We start from the raw sequence: 24861 nt of genomic DNA on the forward strand, positions 1-24861 counted from the left end.
GCTCGCATTGTAGCATCCCCCTAATTCATTACCGAGTCTCTATCATGTCTGAGCCGAAAAGGCTGTTTTTTGCGCTTGAACTGCCGTCTGCCGTCCAGAAACAGATCGTCCAGTGGCGGGCAAGCCACTTCCCCGAGGATGCCGGCAGGCCCGTCGCGGCGGATAACCTCCATCTGACGCTGGCGTTTCTCGGCGAGGTGAGCGCGGAAAAACAGCGGGCGCTGGCCGCCCTCGCTGGCCGGCTGCGCCAGCCGGGCTTTACCCTGACACTGGACGATGCCGGACAGTGGCTGCGCTCGCGGGTGGTCTGGCTCGGGACCCGTCAGCCGCCGCGCGGCCTGCTGCAGCTCGCCAGTATGCTGCGCGCTCAGGCGGCGCGCAGCGGCTGCTATCAGAGCCCGCAGCCGTTTCATCCGCATATTACCCTGTGGCGCGATGCCCGCCAGGCGGTGCCGATCCCGGCTCCCGGCTTTCACTGGTCGTTTCCGGTGAACGAGTTCGTGCTTTATGAGTCCAGCTTCGGCCGGGGGCGCACGCGCTACACGGCGCTGGAACGTTATCCGTTTCATAAGGAAAGTTGATGCAGTTTGATCCGCCGTTACAGCCCGCTATTTTGCTTAAACGTTACAAACGATTTCTTGCTGACGTGGTTACCCCCGATGGCCGTGAGCTGACGCTTCACTGCCCCAATACCGGCGCAATGACCGGTTGCGCCGCCCCGGGCGACACCGTCTGGTATTCCACTTCTGACAATGCGAAGCGCAAATATGCCCACACCTGGGAATTAACTGAAACGCAACAGGGCGCGGTTATTTGCGTCAATACGCTGCGCGCGAATTCGCTGGCAAAAGAGGCGATTTCCGCCGGAATAATCCCTGAGCTTTCCGGCTATAACCAGCTGAAAAGCGAAGTGAAATATGGCGAAGAGAATAGCCGTATCGATATTATGTTACAGGCAGATGACCGACAAAACTGCTATATTGAAGTGAAATCGGTTACGTTGGCGGAGAAAGAATACGGTTATTTTCCCGATGCGGTGACCACGCGCGGTCAGAAGCACCTGCGGGAGCTGATGGCCGTCGCGGCAAATGGCGACCGTGCGGTGATTTTATTTGCCGTTTTGCATTCGGCAATTGACCGTTTCTCTCCCGCGCATCATATTGATGCCAGATACGCACAGCTGTTAACAGAAGCCCGCGACAAGGGGGTGGAAATTCTCGCCTGGAAGGCGGAACTTTCTACGACGAAGATGACTCTGAATAAGCCGATTGCCGTGGTGTTAAACCCCGGGAAATAAGTGGCTAAATAGTGTTCGGGTCGCAAGCGCGAATACGCTTTTCTTCACAGGGTTGTCAAGTGTAACGTTTAGATAATTGCTATCCGGAAAAGCATCTGCTATTTATAGCGGCCTGATTTTCCCCCACATGGGGATCGATAGTGCGTGTTAAGGAGAAGCAACATGCAAGAAGGGCAAAACCGTAAAACATCGTCCCTGAGTATTCTCGCCATCGCTGGGGTGGAGCCGTACCAAGAGAAACCGGGCGAAGAGTATATGAACGAAGCCCAGCTGGCGCACTTCAAGCGTATTCTTGAAGCATGGCGTAATCAACTCAGGGATGAAGTGGATCGCACCGTAACGCACATGCAGGATGAAGCTGCCAACTTCCCGGATCCGGTAGACCGTGCCGCCCAGGAAGAAGAGTTCAGCCTGGAACTGCGTAACCGCGACCGCGAACGTAAACTGATCAAAAAGATCGAGAAAACGCTGAAAAAAGTTGAAGATGAAGACTTCGGCTACTGCGAATCCTGCGGCGTGGAGATCGGCATTCGCCGTCTGGAAGCGCGTCCGACTGCGGATCTGTGCATTGACTGCAAAACCCTGGCGGAAATTCGCGAAAAACAGATGGCGGGCTAATCCCCTGCTGCCTCACTCTCTGGCGGGAGTCTCTCCCGCCTGGTTCTGTTGTCCGTAACATGACTGACTCACGCTATATTGGGCGCTTTGCTCCCTCCCCCTCCGGTGAACTCCACTTCGGCTCTTTGATTGCCGCGCTCGGCAGCTACCTGCAAGCCCGCGCGAACCAGGGTATCTGGCACGTTCGTATTGAAGATATCGACCCGCCGCGCGAAGTCCCCGGGGCCGCCGACACCATTCTGCGCCAGCTTGACCACTACGGTCTGCACTGGGACGGCGACGTGCTCTGGCAGTCGCAACGACATGAAGCTTACCGCGAGGCGCTGGCCTGGCTGGGTGAACAAGGGCTGAGCTATTACTGCACCTGCACCCGCGCGCGGATCCATGCCGTAGGCGGGATCTACGATGGTCACTGCCGCGACCTCGGGCTGGGGGCGGAAAACGCCGCGCTGCGCCTGCGCCAGACCCGTCCGGTGCTGCAGTTCACCGATCGCCTGCGCGGCACGCTGGTCGCCAACGAGCCGCTGGCGCGCGAGGATTTTATTATCCACCGTCGCGACGGCCTGTTTGCCTACAATCTGGCGGTGGTGGTTGATGACCACTTTCAGGGGATCACCGAGATCGTCCGCGGCGCTGACCTGATTGAGCCGACGGTCCGGCAGATTTCACTGTATCAGCATTTTGGCTGGCAGGCGCCGGACTACCTCCATCTGCCGCTGGCCCTCAATGCTGACGGGAATAAACTCTCTAAACAAAACCACGCACCGGCGCTGCCGGAAGGCGATCCGCGCCCCGAAATTGTCCGGGCGCTCCGGTTTCTTAATCAAGACATCGCCCAGGACTGGCAAGCCCTGAGCATGGACGATTTACTCAGTCAGGCCGTCGCCAACTGGCAGCCCGCAAAAATCGAGCATTCTCAAATGGCTCCCGCTGAGCTATGATTAGCCGCTATTTTTATACTGTACAGTTGATCTGAAGTCCGTCTGACACTACGAGGTGCACCATTTTTACCCGAGTCGCTAATTTTTGCCGTAAGGTGCTAAGCCGTGAGGAGCGCGAGGCAGAAGCCGCCGTCGAACCCATGCCTATGACGGTGATCCCGCGTGAGCAGCATGCTATTTCCCGCAAAGATATCAGTGAAAACGCCCTCAAGGTCATGTACCGCCTCAACAAGGCAGGCTACGAATCCTGGCTGGTCGGCGGCGGTGTCCGCGACCTGCTGCTTGGCAAAAAGCCGAAAGATTTTGACGTCACCACCAACGCCACACCGGATCAGGTGCGCAAGCTGTTCCGCAACTGCCGTCTGGTCGGGCGACGTTTCCGCCTGGCGCACGTCATGTTCGGGCCGGAAATCATTGAAGTGGCCACCTTCCGCGGCCACCACGAAGGGCACACCACCGATCGCGTGACCTCCCAGCAGGGCCAGAATGGCATGCTGCTGCGGGATAACATCTTCGGCTCGATCGAAGAGGATGCCCAGCGTCGCGACTTCACCATCAATAGCCTTTATTACAGCGTGGCTGACTTTACCGTTCGCGACTACGTCGGCGGCATGAAGGATCTGCAGGACGGCGTGATCCGCCTGATCGGCAATCCGGAAACCCGCTATCGCGAAGATCCGGTACGCATGCTGCGCGCGGTGCGCTTTGCCGCCAAGCTGGATATGCGTATCAGCCCGGAAACGGCTGAACCACTGCCGCGCCTGGCCACCCTGCTCCACGACGTGCCGCCGGCACGCCTGTTCGAAGAGGTGCTTAAGCTGCTGCAGGCCGGGTATGGCTACCAGACCTACATGCTGCTGCGCGAATACAACCTGTTCCAGCCGCTGTTCCCGACCATCACCCGCTACTTTACCGAGCGCGGCGACAGCCCGATGGAGCGGATCATCAGCCAGGTGCTGAAGAACACCGATAACCGCATTCATAACGACATGCGCGTCAATCCGGCCTTCCTCTTCGCGGTGATGTTCTGGTATCCGCTGCTGGAGACGGCGCAAAAAATCGCCCAGGAGAGCGGCCTGGCGTACTACGACGCCTTCGCTCTGGCGATGAACGATGTCCTGGACGAAGCCTGCCGTACGCTGGCGATCCCTAAACGCATCACTACCCTTATTCGTGATATCTGGCAGCTGCAGCTGCGCATGTCCCGTCGCCAGGGCAAACGCGCCTGGAAACTGATGGAGCATCCGAAATTCCGTGCCGCCTACGATCTGCTGGAGCTGCGCGCCGGGGCGGAAAACAACAGCGAACTGCAGCGTCTGACCAAATGGTGGGGCGAATTCCAGGTCGCCGCGCCGCCGGAACAAAAAGACATGCTCAACGACCTCGGGGACGATCCGGCGCCACGCCGTCGCCACCGTCGTCCGCGCAAACGCGCGCCGCGTCAGGGTAACGCATGACCCTGGTCTATATCGCGCTTGGCAGTAACCTTGCTTCTCCGCTGGAGCAGGTGCAGGCAGCCATCCGCGCGCTGGGCGATATTCCGCACAGCCGCGTGGTGAACGTCTCTTCGTTCTACCGCACGCCGCCGCTGGGCCCGCAGGATCAGCCGGACTATCTCAACGCCGCCGTCGCGCTGGAAACCACCCTGGCGCCCGATGCGCTGCTCGATCACACTCAGCGCATCGAGCTGCAGCAGGGTCGGGTGCGCAAAGCTGAACGCTGGGGACCGCGCACGCTCGACCTCGACATCATGCTGTTTGGCGATGAGGTCATCAATAGCCCGCGCCTGACCGTTCCGCACTATGATATGAAAAACCGCGGCTTTATGCTCTGGCCGCTGTTCGAGATCGCTCCGGATCTCCATTTTCCTGACGGCCCTGCGCTGCGCGCCGTGCTGGATGATCTGGGCGCGGAAAAACCCGCGAGCTGGTAATCCCCTCTCCTTTTTTAGCATTTGCGGCGATCGTCGTAATCGGTTGCCCAAAATCATTGCCCCTCTGAATGCTGCTGTTAGAATGCCGGTTAATATGACTTTCATCATCAGGAAATGTTATGAAACCGACCACCATTGCCCTGCTGCAGAAATGCAAACAGGAAAAGAAGCGCTTTGCCACCATTACCGCCTACGACCATAGCTTCGCGAAGCTGTTCGCCGATGAAGGCATTAATGTGCTGCTGGTGGGCGATTCCCTGGGAATGACGGTACAGGGTCACGACTCCACCCTGCCGGTCACCGTGGAAGATATCGCCTATCACACCCGCGCCGTCCGCCGCGGTGCGCCGAACAGCCTGCTGCTTGCCGACCTGCCGTTCATGGCCTACGCCACCCCCGAACAGACCTTCGAAAATGCGGCCATCGTGATGCGCGCTGGCGCCAATATGGTCAAACTCGAAGGCGGCGCCTGGCTGGCCGATACCGTGAAGATGCTGGCGGAACGCGCGGTGCCGGTTTGCGGCCACCTCGGCCTCACGCCGCAGTCGGTAAACGTATTCGGCGGGTATAAAGTGCAGGGGCGCGGCGATGCAGCGCAGACCCTGTTTGACGACGCATTAGCGCTGGAAGCGGCTGGCGCGCAGCTGCTGGTGCTGGAGTGCGTCCCGGTAGAACTGGCGAAACGCATTACCGACGCCCTGACCATTCCAGTGATCGGCATCGGCGCGGGCAACGTCACCGACGGGCAGATCCTGGTGATGCATGACGCATTCGGGATCACCGGCGGCCACATCCCTAAATTCGCCAAGAATTTCCTTGCCGAAGCGGGCGACATCCGCGCCGCGGTACGGCAGTATATTGCCGAAGTTGAATCCGGGGTCTATCCGGGCGAAGAACACAGTTTCCATTAAGGAGTCTTGTTGTGCTGATTATTGAATCCGTGCTGCTGCTGCGTCAGCATATCCGCCGTCTGCGTCAGGAAGGTAAGCGTATCGCGCTGGTTCCGACGATGGGCAACCTGCATGATGGTCATATGAAGCTGGTTGATGAGGCTAAAGCCAGCGCGGACGTGGTGGTGGTCAGTATTTTCGTCAATCCGATGCAGTTTGACCGCGCCGACGACCTGGCGCGCTATCCGCGTACCCTGCAGGATGATTGCGAAAAGCTGAACAAGCGCCATGTCGACTTTGTCTTCGCGCCGACGCCGGCGGAAGTTTATCCCCAGGGCACCGAAGGCCAGACCTACGTCGACGTCCCCGGCCTGTCCACTATGCTGGAAGGCGCCAGCCGCCCGGGCCACTTCCGCGGCGTGTCGACCATCGTCAGTAAGCTGTTCAATCTGGTTCAGCCGGACGTCGCCTGCTTCGGCGAGAAAGACTTTCAGCAGCTGGCGCTGATCCGCAAGATGGTCGCCGACATGGGCTACGATATCGAGATTATCGGCGTGCCGATCGTCCGCGCGAAAGATGGCCTGGCGCTGAGCTCGCGTAACGGCTACCTGACCGCCGACCAGCGCAAAATCGCTCCCGGCCTCTACAAGGTGCTGAGCGCGGTGGCGGAAAAACTGGCCGCCGGCGATCGCCAGCTCGATGAGATCATCGCTATCGCTGAACAGGAGCTGAATGAAAAAGGCTTCCGCGCCGACGACATTCAGATCCGCGATGCCGACACCCTGCTTGAGCTGACGGATGCCAGCCAGCGCGCGGTGATCCTGATGGCCGCCTGGCTGGGTCAGGCCCGCCTGATCGACAACCAGATCGTCACGCTCGGTCAGTAGACAGCGGGTAAAAATCGGGCAATACTTGCCCGGGCTTTTCTCAGGGCGGACGACCTGTCCGCTCTGCTACATTAAGGTTGAAGGGTAGAAGTTATGATGCGTAATATGCTGCAGGGCAAGCTCCACCGCGTAAAAGTCACGCAGGCTGACCTGCACTATGAAGGTTCATGCGCCATTGACCAGGATTTCCTGGATGCGGCCGGTATTCTGGAGAATGAAACCATTCACCTCTGGAACGTCACCAACGGCAATCGTTTCTCCACCTATGCGATTGCCGCCGAACGGGGTTCCAGAATCATCTCCGTCAACGGCGCCGCCGCGCACTGCGCCAGCGTCGGCGATATCCTGATCATCGCCAGCTTCGTCACCATGTCGGACGAAGAGGCGCGCCGCTGGCAGCCCAACATCGCCTACTTCGAAGGCGACAATGAAATGAAGCGCCAGGCGAAAGCCATTCCGGTGCAGGTCGCCTGATGACCGCGGCGCTGCGCTCAGGCACAGCGCCGGTATTACCCCTGCGGCTGGTTACTGATCAGCCGCGACATCGTCTCCAGCGAATCCGTGCGTAAGATATATAACCGCTTTAGCAGAAACGGATTGTCCCCCGGCTTCACCTTCCCACGCACCGTCGTCACCGCCATATGAAACCCGGCGTCATTCGCCGCCTGCACCGCCGTGGCGTTATAGCCGCCGAAGGGATAGGAAAGGTAGAGAACATGCGGATTAAACTGGCTGAGCGCCCGGCGCGAGCGGGCGAAATCAAACAGAATATTATGGTAATTGCGGCTGAATAAAATCGGCCGGCGGCCGGCGTCAACCCGATGCAGGAAGTGGGTATGCGACTGAATATCAAAAACATCCTGGATCTGCCGGAGTTCAGAAATACTCATGAACTGCAGCGATTTCGGATCCCATTTCTGCGGATGGCGCTTAATACGCGAGGAGATAATAAACGCGGTGGCATGAAAACCGTACTGCTTTAGTACCGGATAGGCGTAACGGTTTACCGATTTCAGGCCGTCATCGAAGGTGATGACCACTGCCCGCGCCGGAAGGTTGATTTTATTACGCACATAGCCTTCCAGCTGATACAGGGTCAGCGTGGTATAGCCCTGATCGCGCAGCCAGGTCATCTGGTTGTTGAAGGCGCGTACCGAGGTGGTGGTCGAGGTATGGCGGAAACGGGTGTTCTCTTCGTCGCGCAGAATGTGATGATAGGTCAGTACGGGAATACCATTATCTTCCTGCGCATCCAGACTGCTGACCCACGCCAGCCGGTCGCCAATGCGGATCTGAAACCAGGTCTGATTGAGCCGGTCTTTTAGCTTGCTGAGGATCGGATAGCGCAGGTTAGAGGCCAGCGTACCAAACGGCACGCTGCTCACGGCGGGTGTGTTGTAGAGCGGCGTATCTTTCCAGGTGAGCAAATTCTGGTTACTCAACGGTTTATTGAGATCCCCCAGTCGGTCCTCCACGCGCTGCTTACCCTGTACCGGCTCGAGGTGGCCTTTATCAATAAACCCGGTGCCGAAGCCGAAGCGAAATTCATAATAATCAGCCGCCGTCGGGACAACCGCGAGGATCTGCCCGGCACGTACATTGCCGACGCTGACCACATGATTCCCCACCTGCGCCCAGATAACCGCATCTTCGGTGGTCTGCATATAGCGCACAGGCTTGCCCTGCTGGCTAAGCAGACTGGCGGAAGCGCTGAGCGAGGTCAGTAAAAGAAGCAGCGTAAAAAATCGGGCAAGCATGCGCATCGAACCGGTAAACCATCAACGGCAGCTATTGTAACAAAAGCGGCATCTGTCACGCTGCTTAATTTCCGAAGGTATCATGACGCAAGCGGAACGGGGGATTCTTCTGCTGCTGATGCCACAGGCTGCTCACCATCGGCCCGCCCGCGCTGACGATGGCCTGGCGAAACGCCTCGCTGCTTAACGTGTTCCGCAGCAGATACATTCGCTCAAGTAATGAATAGCTGACGCCGGAGATCACTTCGCAGTGGGTATGTTTGTGGCTCATCAGCGCCGCGGCCCGATAAGGCGCCGCGCCGGTTCTGTCGGTCAGGAAAATGACCCCGTCCCCGGAGTCGGTGGCATGCAGCGCATCGCACATCATCCGGCTCAACATATTACTGCTAAGATTGCGCCAGTAATTGACCGCCCGGCACTGGGCCAGCGGACCAAATTTTCGTTCAAGACGATCCAGCATCTCCTGCGCCAGCTCATCGTGGCAGGTAATGACCCAACCAAGCATGCTTCCCTCCTTAGCCAGCCAACAATGTAGCAAGGGGAGGATGGCGTATCGGTGATGGCGGTCAAAGATAAGCGGTTAGCGCTTCGCGTATTGGCATCAGGAAGCGCTAACCGTGATGAGCATCAGCTGCGCAGGCCGCGGCCGCGCTGGATTAACGACCAGCAAAGCAGATAGAAGGCGACGATGAAGACCACCAGCACCGCAAAGGTGGTCACCAGCGGCACATCGTTGATACCCAGGAAGCCGAAGCGGAAACCGCTGATCATGTAGACGATGGGATTCAGATGCGACAGCCCCTGCCAGAACGGCGGCAGCAGGGTCAGCGAGTAGAACACCCCGCCGAGGTAGGTCAGCGGCGTCAGCACAAAGGTCGGGATCAGGCTGATGTCGTCAAAGGTCTTGGCAAACACCGCGTTCAACAGACCCGCCAGCGAGAACAGCACCGCGGTGAGGATCAGCGTCAGGGCGACAAACAGCCAGGAGTGAACCTGGAACGGCACAAAGAACAGCGATACCGCCGTCACCAGGATCCCCACGCACAGTCCGCGCGCCACGCCGCCGCCAACGTAGCCGGCGATGATCACATGCGTCGGCACCGGCGCCACCAGCAGCTCTTCAATATTGCGCTGAAACTTGGCGCTGAAGAACGACGAGGCGACATTGGCGTAAGCGTTGGTGATCACCGCCATCATGATCAGGCCCGGCACGATAAACTGCATATAGGTAAAGCCGTGCATCTCGCCGATGCGCGACCCGATCAGGTTGCCGAAAATCACGAAGTACAGGGTCATGGTGATCACCGGCGGCACCAGCGTCTGGATCCAGATGCGCATAAAACGGTGGATCTCTTTGGTCCAGATGCTTTTCAGCGCGACCCAATAAAGCTGCATCATGCTGACTCTCCTTTTCGCTCATGCACCAGCGTGACAAACAGCTCTTCCAGACGGTTAGCTTTGTTACGCATACTCAGTACCTGCACCCCCTGGGCGCTCAGTTGGGCAAAGACGCTGTTAATCCCCTGCTCGCGCAGAACCTCGACTTCCAGCGTCGAGGTATCGACCAGTTGATACTGGTAGCCTTCGAGCTTCGGTACCGGGCTTTTTGGCGCGAGGTCGAGAATAAAGGTCTCTGACTTCAGCTTCGACAGCAATGCTTTCATCGAGGTGTTTTCCACCAGCGCGCCGTGCTGGATGATGCCGATGTTGCGGCATAGCATTTCGGCCTCTTCGAGATAGTGGGTGGTCAGGATAATGGTGGTTCCGCGATCGTTCAGATCCTTAAGAAAGCCCCACATTGAGCGACGCAGTTCAATATCGACGCCAGCGGTCGGTTCGTCGAGGATCAGCAGCTTCGGCTCATGCATTAGCGCGCGGGCGATCATCAGGCGACGCTTCATCCCGCCGGAGAGCATCCGCGCGCGTTCGTTGCGTTTTTCCCACAGATCGAGCTGTTTTAGGTATTTTTCGCTGCGGGCGACAGCTTCTTTGCGTTCCACGCCGTAGTAGCCCGCCTGGTTAACGACAATCTGCTGCACGGTCTCGAACGGGTTGAAGTTAAACTCCTGCGGCACCAGGCCAAGCTGGCGCTTGGCGTTGACGACGTCTTTTTCCAGATCGTAGCCAAAGACATTGACCTGACCGGAGGTTTTATTCACCAGCGAACTGATGATGCCGATAGTCGTGGATTTTCCGGCCCCGTTCGGCCCCAGCAGGGCATAGAAATCGCCTGCTTCAACCTGCAGGTCGATTCCCCGCAGCGCCTGAACCCCGCCGGGGTAGGTTTTTTTGAGCTGTTTTAATTCCAGAGCAATGGTCATTAAATATCTCTTCTCGTGTCGTGACACGTCATTAACCCGCCTGACTCACGTTTGCGTTCTACTGGCGCTGGCGCCGCCAACGCATCGGTAGCCTGACGTATCACGGGTTAAGATGGTTTTAAAAAAGGTGAGCTTACCCTATATTAGCGCAACGCACTTACTTGGTTACAGGCCGATAACGTCCATGAATGATATAGATACACTCATCAGCAATAATGCACTATGGTCAAAAATGCTGGTGGAAGAGGACCCCGGCTTTTTTGAGAAACTGTCGCAGACGCAGAAACCGCGCTTCCTGTGGATTGGCTGCTCTGACAGCCGCGTTCCCGCTGAGCGACTTACCGGCCTGGAACCTGGCGAACTGTTTGTCCATCGTAACGTCGCTAACCTGGTGATCCACACCGACCTGAACTGCCTGTCGGTGGTGCAGTATGCCGTCGATGTCCTCGAAGTCGAGCACATTATTATTTGCGGCCACTACGGCTGCGGCGGCGTGCAGGCGGCGGTGGAAAACCCGGAGCTGGGGCTTATCGACAACTGGCTCCTGCATATCCGCGATATCTGGTTCAAGCACAGCTCACTGCTGGGTGAAATGCCTGAGGAGCGCCGTCTGGATACCCTTTGCGAACTCAACGTGATGGAGCAGGTGTACAACCTGGGACATTCGACGATTATGCAATCGGCGTGGAAGCGCGGACAGAAGGTCACCATCCACGGCTGGGCATATGGCATTCACGACGGGCTGCTGCGCGATCTGGATGTCACCGCCGTGAGCCGGGAAACCCTCGAACAGCGCTATCGCCACGGCATCTCCAACCTCAAGATCAAGCACATCAACCACAAATAGCCTTCAGGCTTAGCCCCCCTGGAGAGCGCAGCGCGCGCTGTCCAGGGGGGATATCTCTTACTCGTCCAGCAGGGTAACTTTGCCAATATACGGCAGATGACGGTAGCGCTGGGCGTAGTCGATACCGTAGCCCACCACGAACTCGTCCGGAATGGCGAAACCGACGAACTCAACCGGGACATTCACTTCACGACGGCTTGGTTTATCCAGCAGCGTACAAATGGCCAGCGATTTCGGCTCGCGCAGGCTGAGGATCTCACGCACTTTAGACAGGGTATTGCCGGAGTCGATGATGTCTTCCACGATCAGTACGTCTTTACCACGGATGTCTTCATCCAGATCTTTGAGGATTTTCACATCACGGGTAGTGGACATGCCGCTGCCGTAGCTGGAGGCGGTCATAAAATCGACTTCATGCGGCACCTGCACTTCACGGCACAGGTCGGCCATGAACATAAATGAGCCGCGCAGCAGCCCCACCAGCACCATTTCGCTGCCGCTGTCCTGGTAATGTTCGTTGATTTGACGACCCAGTTCCGCGATGCGCGCTTTGATCTCGGATTCCGGGATCATCACTTCTACAGTATGTTTCATAAGACTAACCATTTGATTCTAAATATAAATCATCAAAGCCGCTGCTTTCGCCCCGACGATGACCGGCAAGCCACCCAGTATACCAGCAAAAAGAAATCTTCGGTGCAGGGATTAATAAAGCCATATTTGTGATTCCGATCACACTTGTTAAAACCTATAATTAATTGCAGTTAAAAAATTAACAAACACATGAGTAACTTTCTATGGCTGAAACAAAGTCTCAACAATCAAGGCTCCTGGTGACGCTGACTGCGCTATTTGCAGCGTTCTGCGGCCTCTATCTTTTAATCGGCGGAGCATGGCTGGTCGTGCTTGGCGGCTCCTGGTACTACCCTATCGCCGGTCTGGTGATGCTGGGCGTGACCGTAATGCTGCTGCGCGGCAAACGCGCTGCGCTGTGGCTGTACGCTGCGCTGCTGCTGGCGACGATGATCTGGGGCGTCTGGGAAGTCGGCTTCGACTTCTGGGCGCTGACGCCGCGTAGCGACATCCTCGTCTTCTTTGGTATCTGGCTGATCCTGCCCTTTGTCTGGCGTCGTCTGTCCGTGCCTTCCGCTGGCGCCGTAGGCGCGCTGGTCGTCGCCCTGCTGATCAGCGGCGGCATGCTGACCTGGGCTGGTTTTAACGACCCGCAGGAAGTCAACGGCACCCTGAGCGCCGACGCCACCCCGGCCGCGCCGATCTCCAACGTTGCCGACGGCGACTGGCCGGCCTATGGCCGCAACCAGGAAGGCCAGCGCTTCTCTCCGCTGAAGCAGATTAACGCCGACAACGTGAAGAACCTGAAGGAAGCCTGGGTATTCCGCACCGGCGACCTGAAGCAACCGAACGACCCGGGTGAAATCACCAACGAAGTGACGCCGATTAAAGTCGGCGACACGCTCTTCCTGTGTACCGCCCACCAGCGTCTGTTCGCGCTGGACGCGGCCACCGGTAAAGAGAAGTGGCATTTTGACCCGCAGCTGAACGCCGATCCGTCGTTCCAGCACGTCACCTGCCGCGGCGTCTCTTATCACGAAGCCAAAGCGGATAACGCGCCTGCCGACGTCGTCGCCGACTGTCCGCGCCGTATTATCCTGCCGGTGAACGATGGCCGCCTGTTCGCGGTGAACGCCGACAACGGTAAGCTGTGCGAAACCTTTGCCAATAAAGGTATTCTCAACCTGCAGACCAACATGCCGGTCACCACGCCGGGTATGTATGAACCCACTTCTCCGCCGATTATCACCGATAAAACCATCGTGATTGCCGGCGCGGTCACCGATAACTTCTCAACCCGCGAGCCGTCTGGCGTCATCCGCGGCTTTGATGTGAATACCGGTAAACTCTTGTGGGCCTTCGATCCGGGTGCGAAAGATCCGAACGCCATCCCGAGCGATGAACATCACTTCACGCTCAACTCACCGAACTCCTGGGCGCCTGCCGCCTACGACGCTAAGCTGGATCTGGTCTATCTGCCGATGGGCGTGACCACCCCGGATATCTGGGGCGGCAACCGCACGCCGGAGCAAGAGCGTTACGCCAGCTCGATTGTGGCGCTGAACGCCACCACCGGTAAGCTGGCCTGGAGCTACCAGACTGTCCACCACGATCTGTGGGATATGGATATGCCCTCCCAGCCGACGCTGGCTGACATTGAGGTTAATGGTAAAACCGTACCGGTCGTCTATGCCCCGGCGAAAACCGGCAACATCTTCGTACTGGATCGCCGTAATGGCGAGCTGGTGGTCCCGGCCCCGGAAAAACCGGTTCCGCAGGGCGCTGCCAAAGGGGATTACGTCGCCAAAACCCAGCCGTTCTCCGATCTGAGCTTCCGTCCGAAGAAAGATCTGACCGGGGCGGACATGTGGGGCGCGACTATGTTCGACCAGCTGGTGTGTCGCGTGATCTTCCACCAGATGCGCTATGAAGGTATCTTCACCCCGCCATCTGAGCAGGGCACTCTCGTCTTCCCGGGTAACCTGGGGATGTTTGAATGGGGCGGTATCTCCGTCGATCCGAACCGTCAGGTGGCTATTGCCAACCCGATGGCGCTGCCGTTCGTCTCTAAACTGATCCCACGCGGCCCGGGCAACCCGATGGAGCCGCCGAAAGATGCGAAAGGCTCTGGCACCGAGTCCGGCGTGCAGCCACAGTACGGTGTCCCGTACGGCGTCACCCTGAATCCGTTCCTGTCGCCGTTCGGTCTGCCGTGCAAACAACCGGCCTGGGGCTATATCTCCGCGCTGGATCTGAAAACCAACGAAGTGGTATGGAAAAAACGTATCGGTACGCCGCAGGACAGCCTGCCGTTCCCGATGCCGGTTAAGCTGCCGTTCACCATGGGGATGCCGATGCTTGGCGGTCCGATCTCCACGGCCGGTAACGTCCTGTTCATCGGCGCGACCGCAGATAACTACCTGCGCGCGTACAATATGAGCAACGGCGAGAAGCTGTGGGAAGCCCGTCTGCCAGCCGGCGGTCAGGCCACCCCAATGACCTACGAAGTGAATGGCAAACAGTATGTTGTCATCTCTGCCGGCGGTCACGGCTCGTTCGGTACCAAAATGGGCGATTACATCGTCGCCTATGCGCTCCCGGATGACGCCAAATAAAACGCAAAACGGCAACGAAAGTTGCCGTTTTTTTTGTGTTTATCCCTTCTCCCCATGGAAGATGGCAGCAGGCCGCCGAGCCCTAAACCGTGAATCCCAACATCATCCCGGTGTCTTCATGCTCCAGCAGGTGGCAGTGGGCCATATAGGCAAACTCCTTCGGCGCCGGATGATCAAACTTCACCAACACTTCACTGACGTCACCTTCCACGCGGACGGTATCTTTCCAGCCGCTGCGGTGCGCGGCTGGCGGCTTGCCGTTCTCGCTGAGGATACGGAACTGGGTGCCGTGGATATGGAACGGATGCAGCATCATGTCGCCCTTACCCGATATCACCCAGCGCTCATACTGGCCTCTGGCCGCGGCAAACATCGGCACATTCATGTCGAAGGCTTTGCCGTTGATGCGGTTGGCGTTATGGAAATCAAACCCCTTGCCTGACGACATGCCATGATCCCGACCAGCCTCGTGGTTCATATTGCTCATATTGCTCATATTGCTCATGTCGCCATGGTGCATATTGCTCATGTCGCCCATGCCGCCATGCCCCATCATGCCGTGGTCCATTCCCGCCATCGCCTGGTCGCCATACTTCTCCATCAGCGCCTGCATGCCCATCCTGTCGAGCATCGGATCCATCGACAGCTGGAGCTGACGCTGCGTCAGCCCCGTCAGGGACGGTAGCGCCGGCAGCGTGGCCAGCGTATCCAGCAGTTTGCCGGAGGCGGGAATGACCAGCGGCTGAACGCGCAGCACCGGCTGTGGTTTATCAAAAGGCGCAATGGCCATGCCCATCTGGCTCACCGGCAGGGTCACCAGATCGAAAGGTTTACCGTCGCTGGTGTCCACCAGCACCTCAAAGCGTTCCCCCATCAACACCGGCAATTCATCGACCTTCACCGGCTCGGCCAACAGACCGCCGTCACTGGCCACCACGTACAGCGGACGCTTATCGCTGGTGGCAAAATTGAGGGAACGGGCATTACAGCCGTTTAGCAAGCGCAGACGGAGCCAGCCGCGCGGGGCGGCATGTTCGGGATAGAGAGCGCCATTGGTCAGCAGCGTATCGCCAAACCAGCCGACAGCGGCGCTCATCACATCCAGCTGGTAGTCGATCTCGCCGGCGGCGGTGAACTTCTTGTCCTGGACAATCACCGGCACATCATCGATTCCCCATTGCTTAGGCAGCAGCAGGCGTCCGCTCTCTTCATCCTCGATCAGCACCAGGCCGGCCAGCCCCATCGCCACCTGCCGGCCGGTGGTCCCATGTTGATGCGGATGAAACCAGCAGGTGGCCGCCCGCTGCGTCGGCGTGAAGCTCACCGTACGGGTGGCGCCCGGGGCGATAACCCCCTGCGGTCCGCCGTCGACCTCGCCCGGGACCTCCAGGCCATGCCAGTGCAGCGTGGTCTCTTCCGCCAGCTGGTTGGTAATGTCAACCGTAATGGTCTTCCCCTGCGTCAACTGTAGCGCAGGACCCAGCAGTGAACCGTTATAGCCCCAGGTGGTGGCGTGCAGAGCGCCAAACTGTGTTTTGCCCGCCTGGATCGTCAGGGCGATACGGTTGCGCGCATCGGCCGTTAACAGCGTCGGTATCGGCAGAGCCGGGCGACTGGCCGCAAAAACCGCACGGCTCCACAGCGGTAATGCGCTGGCCACGCTAACCGCGGCGGTCAGTTTGAGGAAGTCTCGACGTTGCATATTCACATCCTTTTTATTCTGCGGGCGAATATTTGAGCTTAAACCCTACCGTAACGGGAAGGTCAAGCAGAAGAGTAAGAATAAAGATCGGCGCTGTGTAAAGAAGTATGCTAATTTGAAGCGTCGGTGATCTAATGGTAGAAAAAATGAAGACGCTTTTCAGAACAATGGTACTCGGCAGCCTGCTTGCTCTCTCCGCCAACAGCTACGCGCTCAGCGAATCAGAAGCAGAAGATATGGCTGATTTAACCGCGGTTTTTGTGTTTCTGAAAAACGACTGTGGCTACCAGAACCTGCCCAATACACAGATCCGACGCGCGCTGGTTTTCTTTGCCCAACAGAACCAGTGGGACCTGAGCAACTACGACAGCTACAACATGAAAGCGCTTGGCGAGGATAGCTACCGCGATCTCAGCGGTATTAACATCCCGACGGCGAAAAAATGCAAAGCGCTGGCCCGCGATTCGCTCAGCCTGTTGGCTTACGTCAAATAATGACCGGCGCGGACGGTCACGCTCCGCGCCTTTGCCGTTTCATTTGTCACATTTAAATATTTATATCTATATTTATTATTGTATATAAACAAACATTATTTAATTGCAAACCTATCAATTCGCCAAATAAATTAAACCCCTAATAATGATGAATGACTAAAAAACTAATAAAATATCATTAGTCATATATTGCAAAATAAAAAGCACCCTTCTAGAATCCGGTGAAAATATCCCTACTTCATGGACTGAAATTGTGAATATCTCGCCGACTCTCCGTATTATCCCGCTCGCCGCACTTTTATTAGTGGGCTGTAGCAATACCTCTTCTCGCCAGCAGGTAAAACCGATCACCACGCCGCTCACATCACAGCAGCAGGCTGAGCAGGAGCGAGCGGCCAGCGAACAGGAGCGTATTGAGTCCTGCCGAAAGGCGCTGGATTCACTTAAAGAGGTGAACCCACAGCAGGCAACTAAACTCAGCAATGAGTTCAATGCCCTGGTGCGTTCGGCATCGCAATACAACAATGTGCGCGATAAAGTGGCCGATCCCACCCGACTGGGCATTGACTCCATGTATCAGTTTAAATCCATCAAACTGTGTTCCGATATCCAGAAAACGCTGATCGATACCCTGGTACAGCGTGGTGAAAACAAACTGCCATGAACAAACCCGCCACGCTGACCCCTAAAGCACCACTGCTGATGCTCGTCGCGGCGCTGGCGCTTTCAACCTCATTCTACGCCGGTGCTACGCCGGCTTTTCTCGATTACGCCCAGCAGCAAACTCAGCAAGCTCAGGCGCAAGAAGAGAAAAGCTCTGCGGCCACAGCAAAGCAAGCGTCAGACGCTCGCCAGAACGCGGACAATAAAAAAACGACGGCCAATAACGCACAGTTGCAAAAAAGAATCGCCAGCCAACAGGCAACGATTGCGCAAAAAGATAAAATTATCCAACAATTAAAAAAACAGCTTACCGCCACACCAGCCACGGATACATCCATTGCGAATGAGCAAGCGGCGTTAAATAATAAAATAAAGCAATTACAGCTCGCCTTAACCGCCGCCACGGCGGAAAATGAGACGTTAATTAAAAAGGAAGTCGTTGCCCGGAATAATACTCTGCAACAGAGCCAGGCTGCCGCACTTAAGCAGATCCAACAATTAACGTCGCAGCTTCAGAGCGTCGAAGCGGAAAATAAACGGCTCAGCACCAGCCTCACCACGCTGAATACAGATAAACAAACGCTGACCTCCCGGCTGGCCGCCGCGGAAAAAGCACAGCAGACCGCACTCGGCCAGCTCACCGCCCTCGACACAGACAAGCAGACACTCACCGCCCGGCTGATGGCTGCGGAAAAAGAGAAACAGGCCGCCCTCGACCAGGCCAAAGCCCTTAACGCCGACAAACAGCCGCTGGCCACCCGACTGGCCGTGGTGGAAAAAGAGAAGCTGGCTGCCCTCGAGCAGGTTAAAGCGCTGACCACCGATAAGCAGTCGCTGACTATCCGGCTCGCCGCTGCGGAGAAGGCGCAGCAGGCCGCCCTCGACCAGGCCAAAACACTGAACGCTGATAAACAGCCGCTGGCCAGCCGACTGGCCGCGGCGGAAAAAGAGAAGCTGTCCGCCCTCGACCAGGTCAAAGCGCTGACCACCGATAAGCAGTCGCTGACTATCCGGCTCGACGCCGCGGAGAAAACGCAGCAGGCCGCTCTCGACCAGGTTAAGGCGCTAAACGCCGACAAGCAGTCGTTAACCGCCCGGTTGGCCGCCGCGGAAAAAGCGCCAACAACCCGCCCTGACACCGCTGCAGCGCCAAAAAATGAGCCGCCGGAAATGGCGGCGGTTGTTGCAGCCTACCGCCTGCAGGCGGATAAAGACAACGCCCAGCTACGGATGAAAGAAGATGAAATCCAACTGCTGAGAACACAGCTTTCTGTACAGTCCAAAACGCGCAGCGGCGAGAGCGCCGCCGCCAAACTCAGCGCATCGGGAGAACAGCAGGCTTATGCGATCGGCGCCTCGATGGGAGCAGAAGCCCTTAACGTTCTCACCACCCGTCGCACTCAGGGAATTACCGTCGACGCCGGGCTGGTGCTGCGGGGTATCGAAGATGCTTTTAGCGGCCAGCTTCGTCTCGGAGAACAGGAGCGTAACAAGGCGCTGTTTGACGTCTCGCAGCAGGTTTTCCAGAACCTGAATAAAATCGAGCAGAAAAACATCAGTGCCGGTAAGAAATATCAGCAGGCGTTTGCGCGCAAAAAAGATGTGGTCTTCAAAGATGGCGTCTACAGTCGCGTCGATTATCCGGGCAAAGGAACAATAAGCGGTAACGATCTGGTCACCGTAGTAATCAAAGAGATGCTGACGGACGGGACAGTGATCAACGATATGGAAGCGAAAGATCAGGCGCTCACCCAGAAGCTGGATGCCTATCCCCCGGTGTTTCGCGGCCCGCTGCAACGCCTGCAGAACCATGGCTCCTTGACGCTGGTCGTCCCGCCCGAAAAAGCCTATGGCAGTAAAGGATTACCGCCGAAAATCCCGCCAGGCGCCACCATGGTTTATTCCGTGCGGATAGTAGATAGCCAACCCGCACCGGCGAAATAACCCTCCCCCCACCGCTCTCCCCGGGCGGTGGCGGTTATTCCTGCCGCATTGCTGCAATAACCGCCGTGCATCCTCATCTATAGTTGTCTATGATGTTGCACTCGTTTTACGGGTGTAACAGATGTTAACGAAGGAGGAGCCTCACCGTGGCCGATAATCCACTGTGGCATGAAACGCTGCATGACCATTTTGGTCAGTACTTTAGCGTTGATAACGTGCTGTACCACGAAAAAACCGATCATCAGGATTTGATCATCTTCGACAACCGCGCCTTTGGCCGGGTGATGGCGCTGGATGGCGTCGTGCAAACCACCGAACGCGATGAGTTTATTTATCACGAAATGATGACCCACGTGCCGCTGCTGGCCCACGGCAACGCGAAGCATGTCCTGATCATCGGCGGCGGCGACGGCGCGATGCTGCGCGAAGTCTCTCGTCACCGTAGCATCGAAACCATCACCATGGTGGAAATCGATGCCGGGGTGGTCTCATTCTGCCGTCAGTACCTGCCCAACCATAGCGCCGGGGCCTACGACGATCCGCGCTTCACGCTGGTGATTGATGATGGCGTCAATTTTGTTAACCAGACGACGCAAACGTTTGACGTGATCATCTCGGACTGTACCGACCCTATCGGTCCGGGCGAAAGCCTGTTCACCTCGGCTTTTTATGAAGGCTGCAAACGCTGCCTGAACCCGGGGGGCGTGTTCGTTGCCCAAAACGGCGTTTGTTTCCTGCAGCAGGACGAAGCGGTCGGTAGCCATCGCAAACTGAGCCACTATTTTCGCGACGTCAGCTTCTATCAGGCGGCCATCCCAACCTATTACGGCGGGATCATGACTTTTGCCTGGGCGAGCGACAACGAGGCGTTGCGCCATCTCTCCAGCGAAATCATTCAGGCGCGCTTTCACAAAGCCAACCTGACCTGCCGTTACTACAATCCGGCAATCCATACGGCGGCCTTCGCCTTACCACAATATCTGCATGATGCTCTGTCCGCACCGTGACGCGAAGTAAGGGGGTGAACTAAATTGAAAAAATTGAAGCTGCATGGCTTTAACAACCTGACCAAAAGCCTGAGTTTTTGTATCTACGATATCTGTTACGCCAAAACGGCAGAGGAGCGTGACGGCTACATCGCCTATATCGACGAACTCTATAATGCCAATCGCCTGACGGAGATCCTGACAGAAACCTGTTCTATTATTGGCGCCAATATCCTGAATATCGCCCGCCAGGATTATGAACCCCAGGGCGCCAGCGTGACCATTCTGGTCAGCGAAGAGCCTGTCGATCCCAAGCTTATCGACCAGACCGAACATCCAGGTCCGTTACCGGAAACCGTGGTCGCCCATCTCGATAAGAGCCATATCTGCGTGCATACCTACCCGGAGAGCCATCCGGAAGGTGGACTGTGCACCTTCCGCGCCGATATTGAAGTCTCTACCTGCGGGGTCATTTCTCCGCTTAAAGCGCTGAACTATCTGATCCACCAGCTGGAATCGGACATTGTGACCATTGACTACCGCGTGCGCGGCTTTACCCGCGATATCAATGGGATGAAGCATTTTATCGATCATGAAATCAATTCGATTCAGAACTTTATGTCCGATGACATTAAGTCGTTGTATGACATGGTCGATGTGAACGTTTATCAGGAAAATATCTTCCATACCAAAATGTTGCTCAAGGAGTTCGACCTTAAGCACTACATGTTCCATACCCGACCGGAAGAATTGACCGCCGAAGAGCGCAAGGTCATTACCGACCTGCTGTGGAAAGAGATGCGCGAGATTTACTACGGCCGCAATATTCCTGCCGTGTAATATTGGAAATGCCCGGCGGCGCTTGCGCTTGCCGGGCCTGGGATTCTGCGCCGCCTGGTCGCCCGGGTAAGGCACCAGCCGCTACCCGGGGATTTCCCCTGCTCACGCTACGCTTAGCAGGGCTACGCTCTTGCGCCACCCGACATAAAAGGCGTCATTAACGCTGCTGCATAAATTCACGATAAGCGGCAACGACCTGCAGGAAATCCTCCACGCCGCAGAGAGAGAGACTTTCTTCGTCGTAGTAGCCCATCCCCTCCTCGATTTCGTCGCCGGAAAACTCAAGCTGATTGGCGCGGATCATCACCTCTTCGCCATCCAGCCACAGCGTATATTCATGGCCAGCCCGCTGCCAGGAACGTTCACTGCCCTTCACGGTGCGTGCAGCCTGCTCTACTTCATCAAGCAGGGCAAGATTGTCTTTCACCTCTTCGTTGAACCAGTGGCCGATCGCCTCGTGATCCATCGACATTCGCACCTTTACCACTCCGGTAATATCGCGCAGAAATTCGTAGTCCATAGTCTTTTCCTCTGCAAGGGCAATGCGTCACCGCTGCACTGTACCCATGCAGTAATTATCGCAGCAGACAGAAAGAAAAAAAGCGTAACGGGCAGGAGGTTTGGAAATAAAAATGCCCGGTGATGCAATGTTCACCGGGCATTGGGGAGTTTATCGCCAAACGGTCAGCCGGGCTGACCGAATGGTTTTACACCGCGGTCTGGAAGATCACGCCGTCAGCTTTTTCAGTGTACTGATCCAGCTGGTTGAAGTTCAGATAACGGTAGGTATCTTCCGCTGTCTTATCCACCTGCGCCACGAAGGTCTGGTACTCTTCCGGCGTCGGCAATTTGCCGAGCAGAGAAGCCACCGCTGCCAGCTCGGCAGAGGCCAGATAGACGTTAGCGCCGGTACCTAAACGGTTCGGGAAGTTACGGGTGGAGGTGGAGACCACCGTCGCACCGTCGGCCACGCGAGCCTGGTTACCCATACACAGGGAACAGCCAGGGATTTCGATACGCGCCCCGCTCTTACCAAACACGCTGTAGTAGCCTTCTTCGGTCAGCTGCGCGGCGTCCATACGGGTTGGCGGCGCCACCCACAGGCGAGTCGGCAGCTGGCCTTTGTGGCTGTCCAGCAGCTTACCGGCGGCACGGAAGTGGCCGATGTTGGTCATGCAGGAACCGATGAACACTTCGTCGATCTTCTCGCCCTGCACGTCAGACAGCAGACGGGCATCGTCCGGATCGTTCGGCGCGCACAGGATTGGCTCTTTGATATCCGCCAGATCGATGTCGATCACTGCCGCGTATTCCGCGTCAGCGTCGGCTTCCAGCAGCTGCGGATCCGCCAGCCATTTTTCCATGCCCTGGATACGGCGTTCCAGCGTACGGCGGTCGCCGTAGCCTTCGGCGATCATCCACTTCAGCAGGACGATGTTGGAGTTCAGGTACTCAACGATCGGCTCTTTGTTCAGCTTGATGGTGCAACCGGCAGCAGAACGCTCAGCGGACGCATCGGTCAGTTCAAATGCCTGCTCGACTTTCAGATCCGGCAGACCTTCGATCTCGAGGATGCGACCAGAGAAGATGTTTTTCTTACCTTTCTTCTCAACGGTCAGCAGGCCCTGCTTGATGGCATACAGTGGGATGGCATGAACCAGGTCGCGCAGGGTGATACCCGGCTGCATTTTCCCTTTGAAGCGCACCAGCACCGATTCCGGCATATCCAACGGCATCACGCCGGTCGCAGCGGCGAAGGCCACCAGACCAGAGCCCGCCGGGAAGGAGATACCGATTGGGAAACGGGTATGGGAGTCGCCGCCGGTACCCACGGTATCCGGCAGCAGCATGCGGTTCAGCCAGGAGTGGATAACGCCATCGCCCGGACGTAGAGAAACACCGCCGCGGTTCATGATGAAGTCCGGCAGGGTATGGTGCGTGGTCACGTCAACCGGCTTCGGATAGGCTGCGGTGTGGCAGAAGGACTGCATCACCAGGTCAGCGGAGAAGCCCAGGCACGCCAGGTCTTTCAGTTCATCACGGGTCATTGGACCGGTGGTGTCCTGAGAACCGACAGAGGTCATTTTCGGCTCGCAGTAGGCGCCCGGACGGATACCGGCAACGCCGCAGGCGCGGCCAACCATTTTCTGCGCCAGAGAGAAGCCGCGGGTGCTTTCCGCCACGTCTTTCGCCTGACGGAAGACGTCGCTGTGCGGCAGCCCCAGCGCTTCGCGCGCTTTGGTGGTCAAGCCGCGGCCGATGATCAGCGGAATACGGCCACCGGCGCGCACTTCGTCGATCAGCACATCGGTTTTCAGCTCGAAGCTGGCCAGCAGTTCGTTGGTTTCGTGATTACGCACTTCGCCTTTGAACGGGTAAACGTCAATCACGTCGCCCATGTTCAGGTTTGACACATCAACTTCGATAGGCAGCGCACCCGCATCTTCCATGGTGTTGAAGAAGATTGGCGCGATTTTGCCGCCCAGGCACAGGCCGCCGCCGCGCTTGTTCGGCACGTTCGGGATATCGTCGCCCATAAACCACAGCACCGAGTTGGTCGCGGATTTACGCGAGGAACCCGTCCCGACCACGTCGCCGACGTAGGCCAGCGGATAGCCTTTCTGCTGCAGCGCTTCGATTTGTTTAATCGGGCCGACGACGCCCGGCTGGTCCGGATCAATACCTTCGCGGGCGTTTTTCAGCATCGCCAGCGCATGCAGTGGGATATCCGGGCGAGACCAGGCATCCGGCGCCGGAGACAGGTCATCGGTATTGGTTTCGCCGGTGACCTTGAAGACGGTAACGGTGATTTTCTCTGCCAGCTGCGGGCGGTTCAGGAACCACTCAGCATCAGCCCAGGATTGCATGACCTGTTTTGCGTGCTCGTTACCCGCTTTCGCTTTCTCTTCTACGTCGTAGAAGTTATCGAACATCAGCAGAGTATGAGACAGCGCTTTCGCGGCAATCGGCGCCAGTTTCGCGTCGTCCAGCGCATCAATCAGCGGGTGAATGTTGTAACCGCCCTGCATGGTGCCCAGCAGTTCAACGGCTTTTTCAGGGGTTACCAGAGGGGAGGTCGCTTCGCCTTTGGCGATCGCGGCAAGGAATCCAGCTTTAACATAGGCGGCTTCGTCGACGCCCGGCGGTACACGGTTAATCAGCAGGTCTAACAGGAATTCTTCTTCGCCCGCAGGCGGGTTTTTCAGCAGTTCTACCAGCGCGGCCATTTGGGTTGCATCTAAGGGTTTGGCAACAATCCCCATGGCGGCACGCTCAGCTACGTGCTTACGGTATTCTTCTAGCACGACGGTTCTCCTCGCTTCTCATTGTCATAATGCGGCCTACACGTCTTCAATCAATCTGCTTCGGGATTGGCAGTTTGCCGCCTTGACGCATCTTGAAGGATTTAGTGGCTGGGCGATTTTCTTCACGCTCCTGTGAGACAGCAGTTTGTAGGGTAAATGCCCGATACCGCGTCGGCAGCATAGCAGGATTTTTGAAAGGTGTTAATCTGTTTACAAAAAAGCAACATTAAAATTTAGCTGAATCGTTA

At 57.1% G+C, this 24861-nt stretch carries 25 protein-coding genes; 16 read left to right on the forward strand and 9 right to left on the reverse strand.

Going from position 1 to position 24861, the window contains the following annotated elements; all coding sequences use genetic code 11:
• Window positions 1-44: 44 nt before the first annotated feature.
• The 9 genes from thpR to panD all read left to right on the forward strand — a co-directional run bounded on the left by thpR (window position 45) and on the right by panD (window position 7040).
• Window positions 45-581 (forward strand): RNA 2',3'-cyclic phosphodiesterase, encoded by a 537-nt coding sequence (gene thpR, locus AC3EMD_RS22920; protein ID WP_008807387.1) that lies wholly within the window; start codon window positions 45-47, stop codon window positions 579-581.
• Window positions 581-1297, forward strand: coding sequence for a DNA/RNA nuclease SfsA (gene sfsA / locus AC3EMD_RS22925; protein ID WP_008807388.1), 717 nt, complete (start codon window positions 581-583; stop codon window positions 1295-1297). The genes thpR and sfsA overlap by 1 nt, the downstream gene beginning before the upstream one ends.
• A gap of 162 nt (window positions 1298-1459) precedes the next feature.
• Window positions 1460-1915, forward strand: a complete 456-nt coding sequence (gene dksA / locus AC3EMD_RS22930) for an RNA polymerase-binding protein DksA (protein WP_007749299.1) — start codon at window positions 1460-1462, stop codon at window positions 1913-1915.
• 59 nt (window positions 1916-1974) lie between these two features.
• The gene (gene gluQRS / locus AC3EMD_RS22935) at window positions 1975-2856 is read left to right on the forward strand and encodes a tRNA glutamyl-Q(34) synthetase GluQRS (protein WP_302073786.1); all 882 of its coding nucleotides are present in this window, start codon (window positions 1975-1977) and stop codon (window positions 2854-2856) included.
• A 62-nt stretch (window positions 2857-2918) separates the two neighbouring features.
• Window positions 2919-4313: a polynucleotide adenylyltransferase PcnB gene (gene pcnB, locus AC3EMD_RS22940; protein WP_071582539.1), complete on the forward strand. Its 1395-nt coding sequence runs from the start codon at window positions 2919-2921 to the stop codon at window positions 4311-4313.
• A complete protein-coding gene (gene folK, locus AC3EMD_RS22945; RefSeq protein ID WP_012542831.1) occupies window positions 4310-4789 on the forward strand; it encodes a 2-amino-4-hydroxy-6-hydroxymethyldihydropteridine diphosphokinase in 480 nt (159 codons plus the stop codon). Before pcnB ends, folK begins: the two co-directional genes overlap by 4 nt.
• Window positions 4790-4908: 119 nt before the next feature.
• Window positions 4909-5700 (forward strand): 3-methyl-2-oxobutanoate hydroxymethyltransferase, encoded by a 792-nt coding sequence (gene panB, locus AC3EMD_RS22950; protein WP_012542832.1) that lies wholly within the window; start codon window positions 4909-4911, stop codon window positions 5698-5700.
• A gap of 11 nt (window positions 5701-5711) precedes the next feature.
• Window positions 5712-6566, forward strand: coding sequence for a pantoate--beta-alanine ligase (panC, locus tag AC3EMD_RS22955; RefSeq protein WP_008807394.1), 855 nt, complete (start codon window positions 5712-5714; stop codon window positions 6564-6566).
• 93 nt (window positions 6567-6659) lie between these two features.
• Window positions 6660-7040, forward strand: a complete 381-nt coding sequence (gene panD, locus AC3EMD_RS22960) for an aspartate 1-decarboxylase (protein ID WP_004204397.1) — start codon at window positions 6660-6662, stop codon at window positions 7038-7040.
• A 35-nt stretch (window positions 7041-7075) separates the two neighbouring features.
• On the opposite strand, the gene AC3EMD_RS22965 is transcribed toward panD, so the two are convergent.
• The 4 genes from AC3EMD_RS22965 to AC3EMD_RS22980 form a co-directional block, all read right to left on the reverse strand.
• Complete coding sequence (locus AC3EMD_RS22965) at window positions 7076-8329, reverse strand: polysaccharide deacetylase family protein (RefSeq protein WP_302073787.1); 1254 nt, start codon at window positions 8327-8329, stop codon at window positions 7076-7078.
• Window positions 8330-8387: 58 nt separating this feature from the next.
• Complete coding sequence (locus AC3EMD_RS22970; protein ID WP_008807397.1) at window positions 8388-8828, reverse strand: PTS sugar transporter subunit IIA; 441 nt, start codon at window positions 8826-8828, stop codon at window positions 8388-8390.
• A gap of 122 nt (window positions 8829-8950) precedes the next feature.
• A complete protein-coding gene (locus tag AC3EMD_RS22975; protein WP_008807398.1) occupies window positions 8951-9721 on the reverse strand; it encodes an ABC transporter permease in 771 nt (256 codons plus the stop codon).
• On the reverse strand, window positions 9718-10644 hold the full coding sequence (locus AC3EMD_RS22980; RefSeq protein WP_008807399.1) for an ABC transporter ATP-binding protein: 927 nt from the start codon (window positions 10642-10644) through the stop codon (window positions 9718-9720). The genes AC3EMD_RS22975 and AC3EMD_RS22980 overlap by 4 nt, the downstream gene beginning before the upstream one ends.
• 184 nt (window positions 10645-10828) lie before the next feature.
• On the opposite strand from AC3EMD_RS22980, the gene can reads away from it, so the two are divergent.
• Entirely contained in the window at window positions 10829-11491 is a 663-nt protein-coding gene (gene can, locus AC3EMD_RS22985) for a carbonate dehydratase (RefSeq protein ID WP_004204385.1), read from the forward strand.
• Between the two features lie 57 nt (window positions 11492-11548).
• Here can and hpt read toward each other — a convergent pair whose 3' ends face one another.
• Both hpt and AC3EMD_RS22995 read right to left on the reverse strand, forming a co-directional pair.
• Window positions 11549-12085 carry a hypoxanthine phosphoribosyltransferase gene (hpt, locus tag AC3EMD_RS22990; RefSeq protein WP_004204384.1) on the reverse strand — a complete coding sequence of 179 codons (537 nt, stop codon included), beginning with the start codon at window positions 12083-12085 and terminating at the stop codon, window positions 11549-11551.
• A gap of 4 nt (window positions 12086-12089) precedes the next feature.
• On the reverse strand, window positions 12090-12209 hold the full coding sequence (locus tag AC3EMD_RS22995; RefSeq protein WP_012542835.1) for a hypothetical protein: 120 nt from the start codon (window positions 12207-12209) through the stop codon (window positions 12090-12092).
• Between the two features lie 79 nt (window positions 12210-12288).
• Between AC3EMD_RS22995 and AC3EMD_RS23000 the strand changes: the two genes are divergently transcribed.
• On the forward strand, window positions 12289-14679 hold the full coding sequence (locus AC3EMD_RS23000; protein WP_032732524.1) for a glucose/quinate/shikimate family membrane-bound PQQ-dependent dehydrogenase: 2391 nt from the start codon (window positions 12289-12291) through the stop codon (window positions 14677-14679).
• 82 nt (window positions 14680-14761) lie between these two features.
• On the opposite strand, the gene cueO is transcribed toward AC3EMD_RS23000, so the two are convergent.
• Window positions 14762-16381: a multicopper oxidase CueO gene (gene cueO / locus AC3EMD_RS23005; protein ID WP_049157666.1), complete on the reverse strand. Its 1620-nt coding sequence runs from the start codon at window positions 16379-16381 to the stop codon at window positions 14762-14764.
• A 146-nt stretch (window positions 16382-16527) separates the two neighbouring features.
• Between cueO and AC3EMD_RS23010 the strand changes: the two genes are divergently transcribed.
• The 5 genes from AC3EMD_RS23010 (at window position 16528) to speD (ending at window position 21308) form a co-directional block, all read left to right on the forward strand.
• Window positions 16528-16875 carry a YacC family pilotin-like protein gene (locus AC3EMD_RS23010; RefSeq protein ID WP_002888808.1) on the forward strand — a complete coding sequence of 116 codons (348 nt, stop codon included), beginning with the start codon at window positions 16528-16530 and terminating at the stop codon, window positions 16873-16875.
• Window positions 16876-17128: 253 nt separating this feature from the next.
• Entirely contained in the window at window positions 17129-17539 is a 411-nt protein-coding gene (locus tag AC3EMD_RS23015) for a hypothetical protein (RefSeq protein WP_008807403.1), read from the forward strand.
• 680 nt (window positions 17540-18219) lie between these two features.
• Window positions 18220-19482 (forward strand): FKBP-type peptidyl-prolyl cis-trans isomerase N-terminal domain-containing protein, encoded by a 1263-nt coding sequence (locus AC3EMD_RS23020; RefSeq protein WP_164729025.1) that lies wholly within the window; start codon window positions 18220-18222, stop codon window positions 19480-19482.
• 146 nt (window positions 19483-19628) lie between these two features.
• Window positions 19629-20489, forward strand: coding sequence for a polyamine aminopropyltransferase (gene speE, locus AC3EMD_RS23025; RefSeq protein ID WP_008807405.1), 861 nt, complete (start codon window positions 19629-19631; stop codon window positions 20487-20489).
• A gap of 24 nt (window positions 20490-20513) precedes the next feature.
• A complete protein-coding gene (speD, locus tag AC3EMD_RS23030; protein ID WP_008807406.1) occupies window positions 20514-21308 on the forward strand; it encodes an adenosylmethionine decarboxylase in 795 nt (264 codons plus the stop codon).
• 157 nt (window positions 21309-21465) lie between these two features.
• On the opposite strand, the gene yacL is transcribed toward speD, so the two are convergent.
• Window positions 21466-21828, reverse strand: a complete 363-nt coding sequence (gene yacL / locus AC3EMD_RS23035; protein WP_110235828.1) for a protein YacL — start codon at window positions 21826-21828, stop codon at window positions 21466-21468.
• Between the two features lie 187 nt (window positions 21829-22015).
• The gene (gene acnB, locus AC3EMD_RS23040; RefSeq protein WP_016160302.1) at window positions 22016-24613 is read right to left on the reverse strand and encodes a bifunctional aconitate hydratase 2/2-methylisocitrate dehydratase; all 2598 of its coding nucleotides are present in this window, start codon (window positions 24611-24613) and stop codon (window positions 22016-22018) included.
• Between the last annotated feature and the right edge of the window lie 248 nt (window positions 24614-24861).

The organism is Klebsiella sp. PK18 (assembly GCF_057784655.1).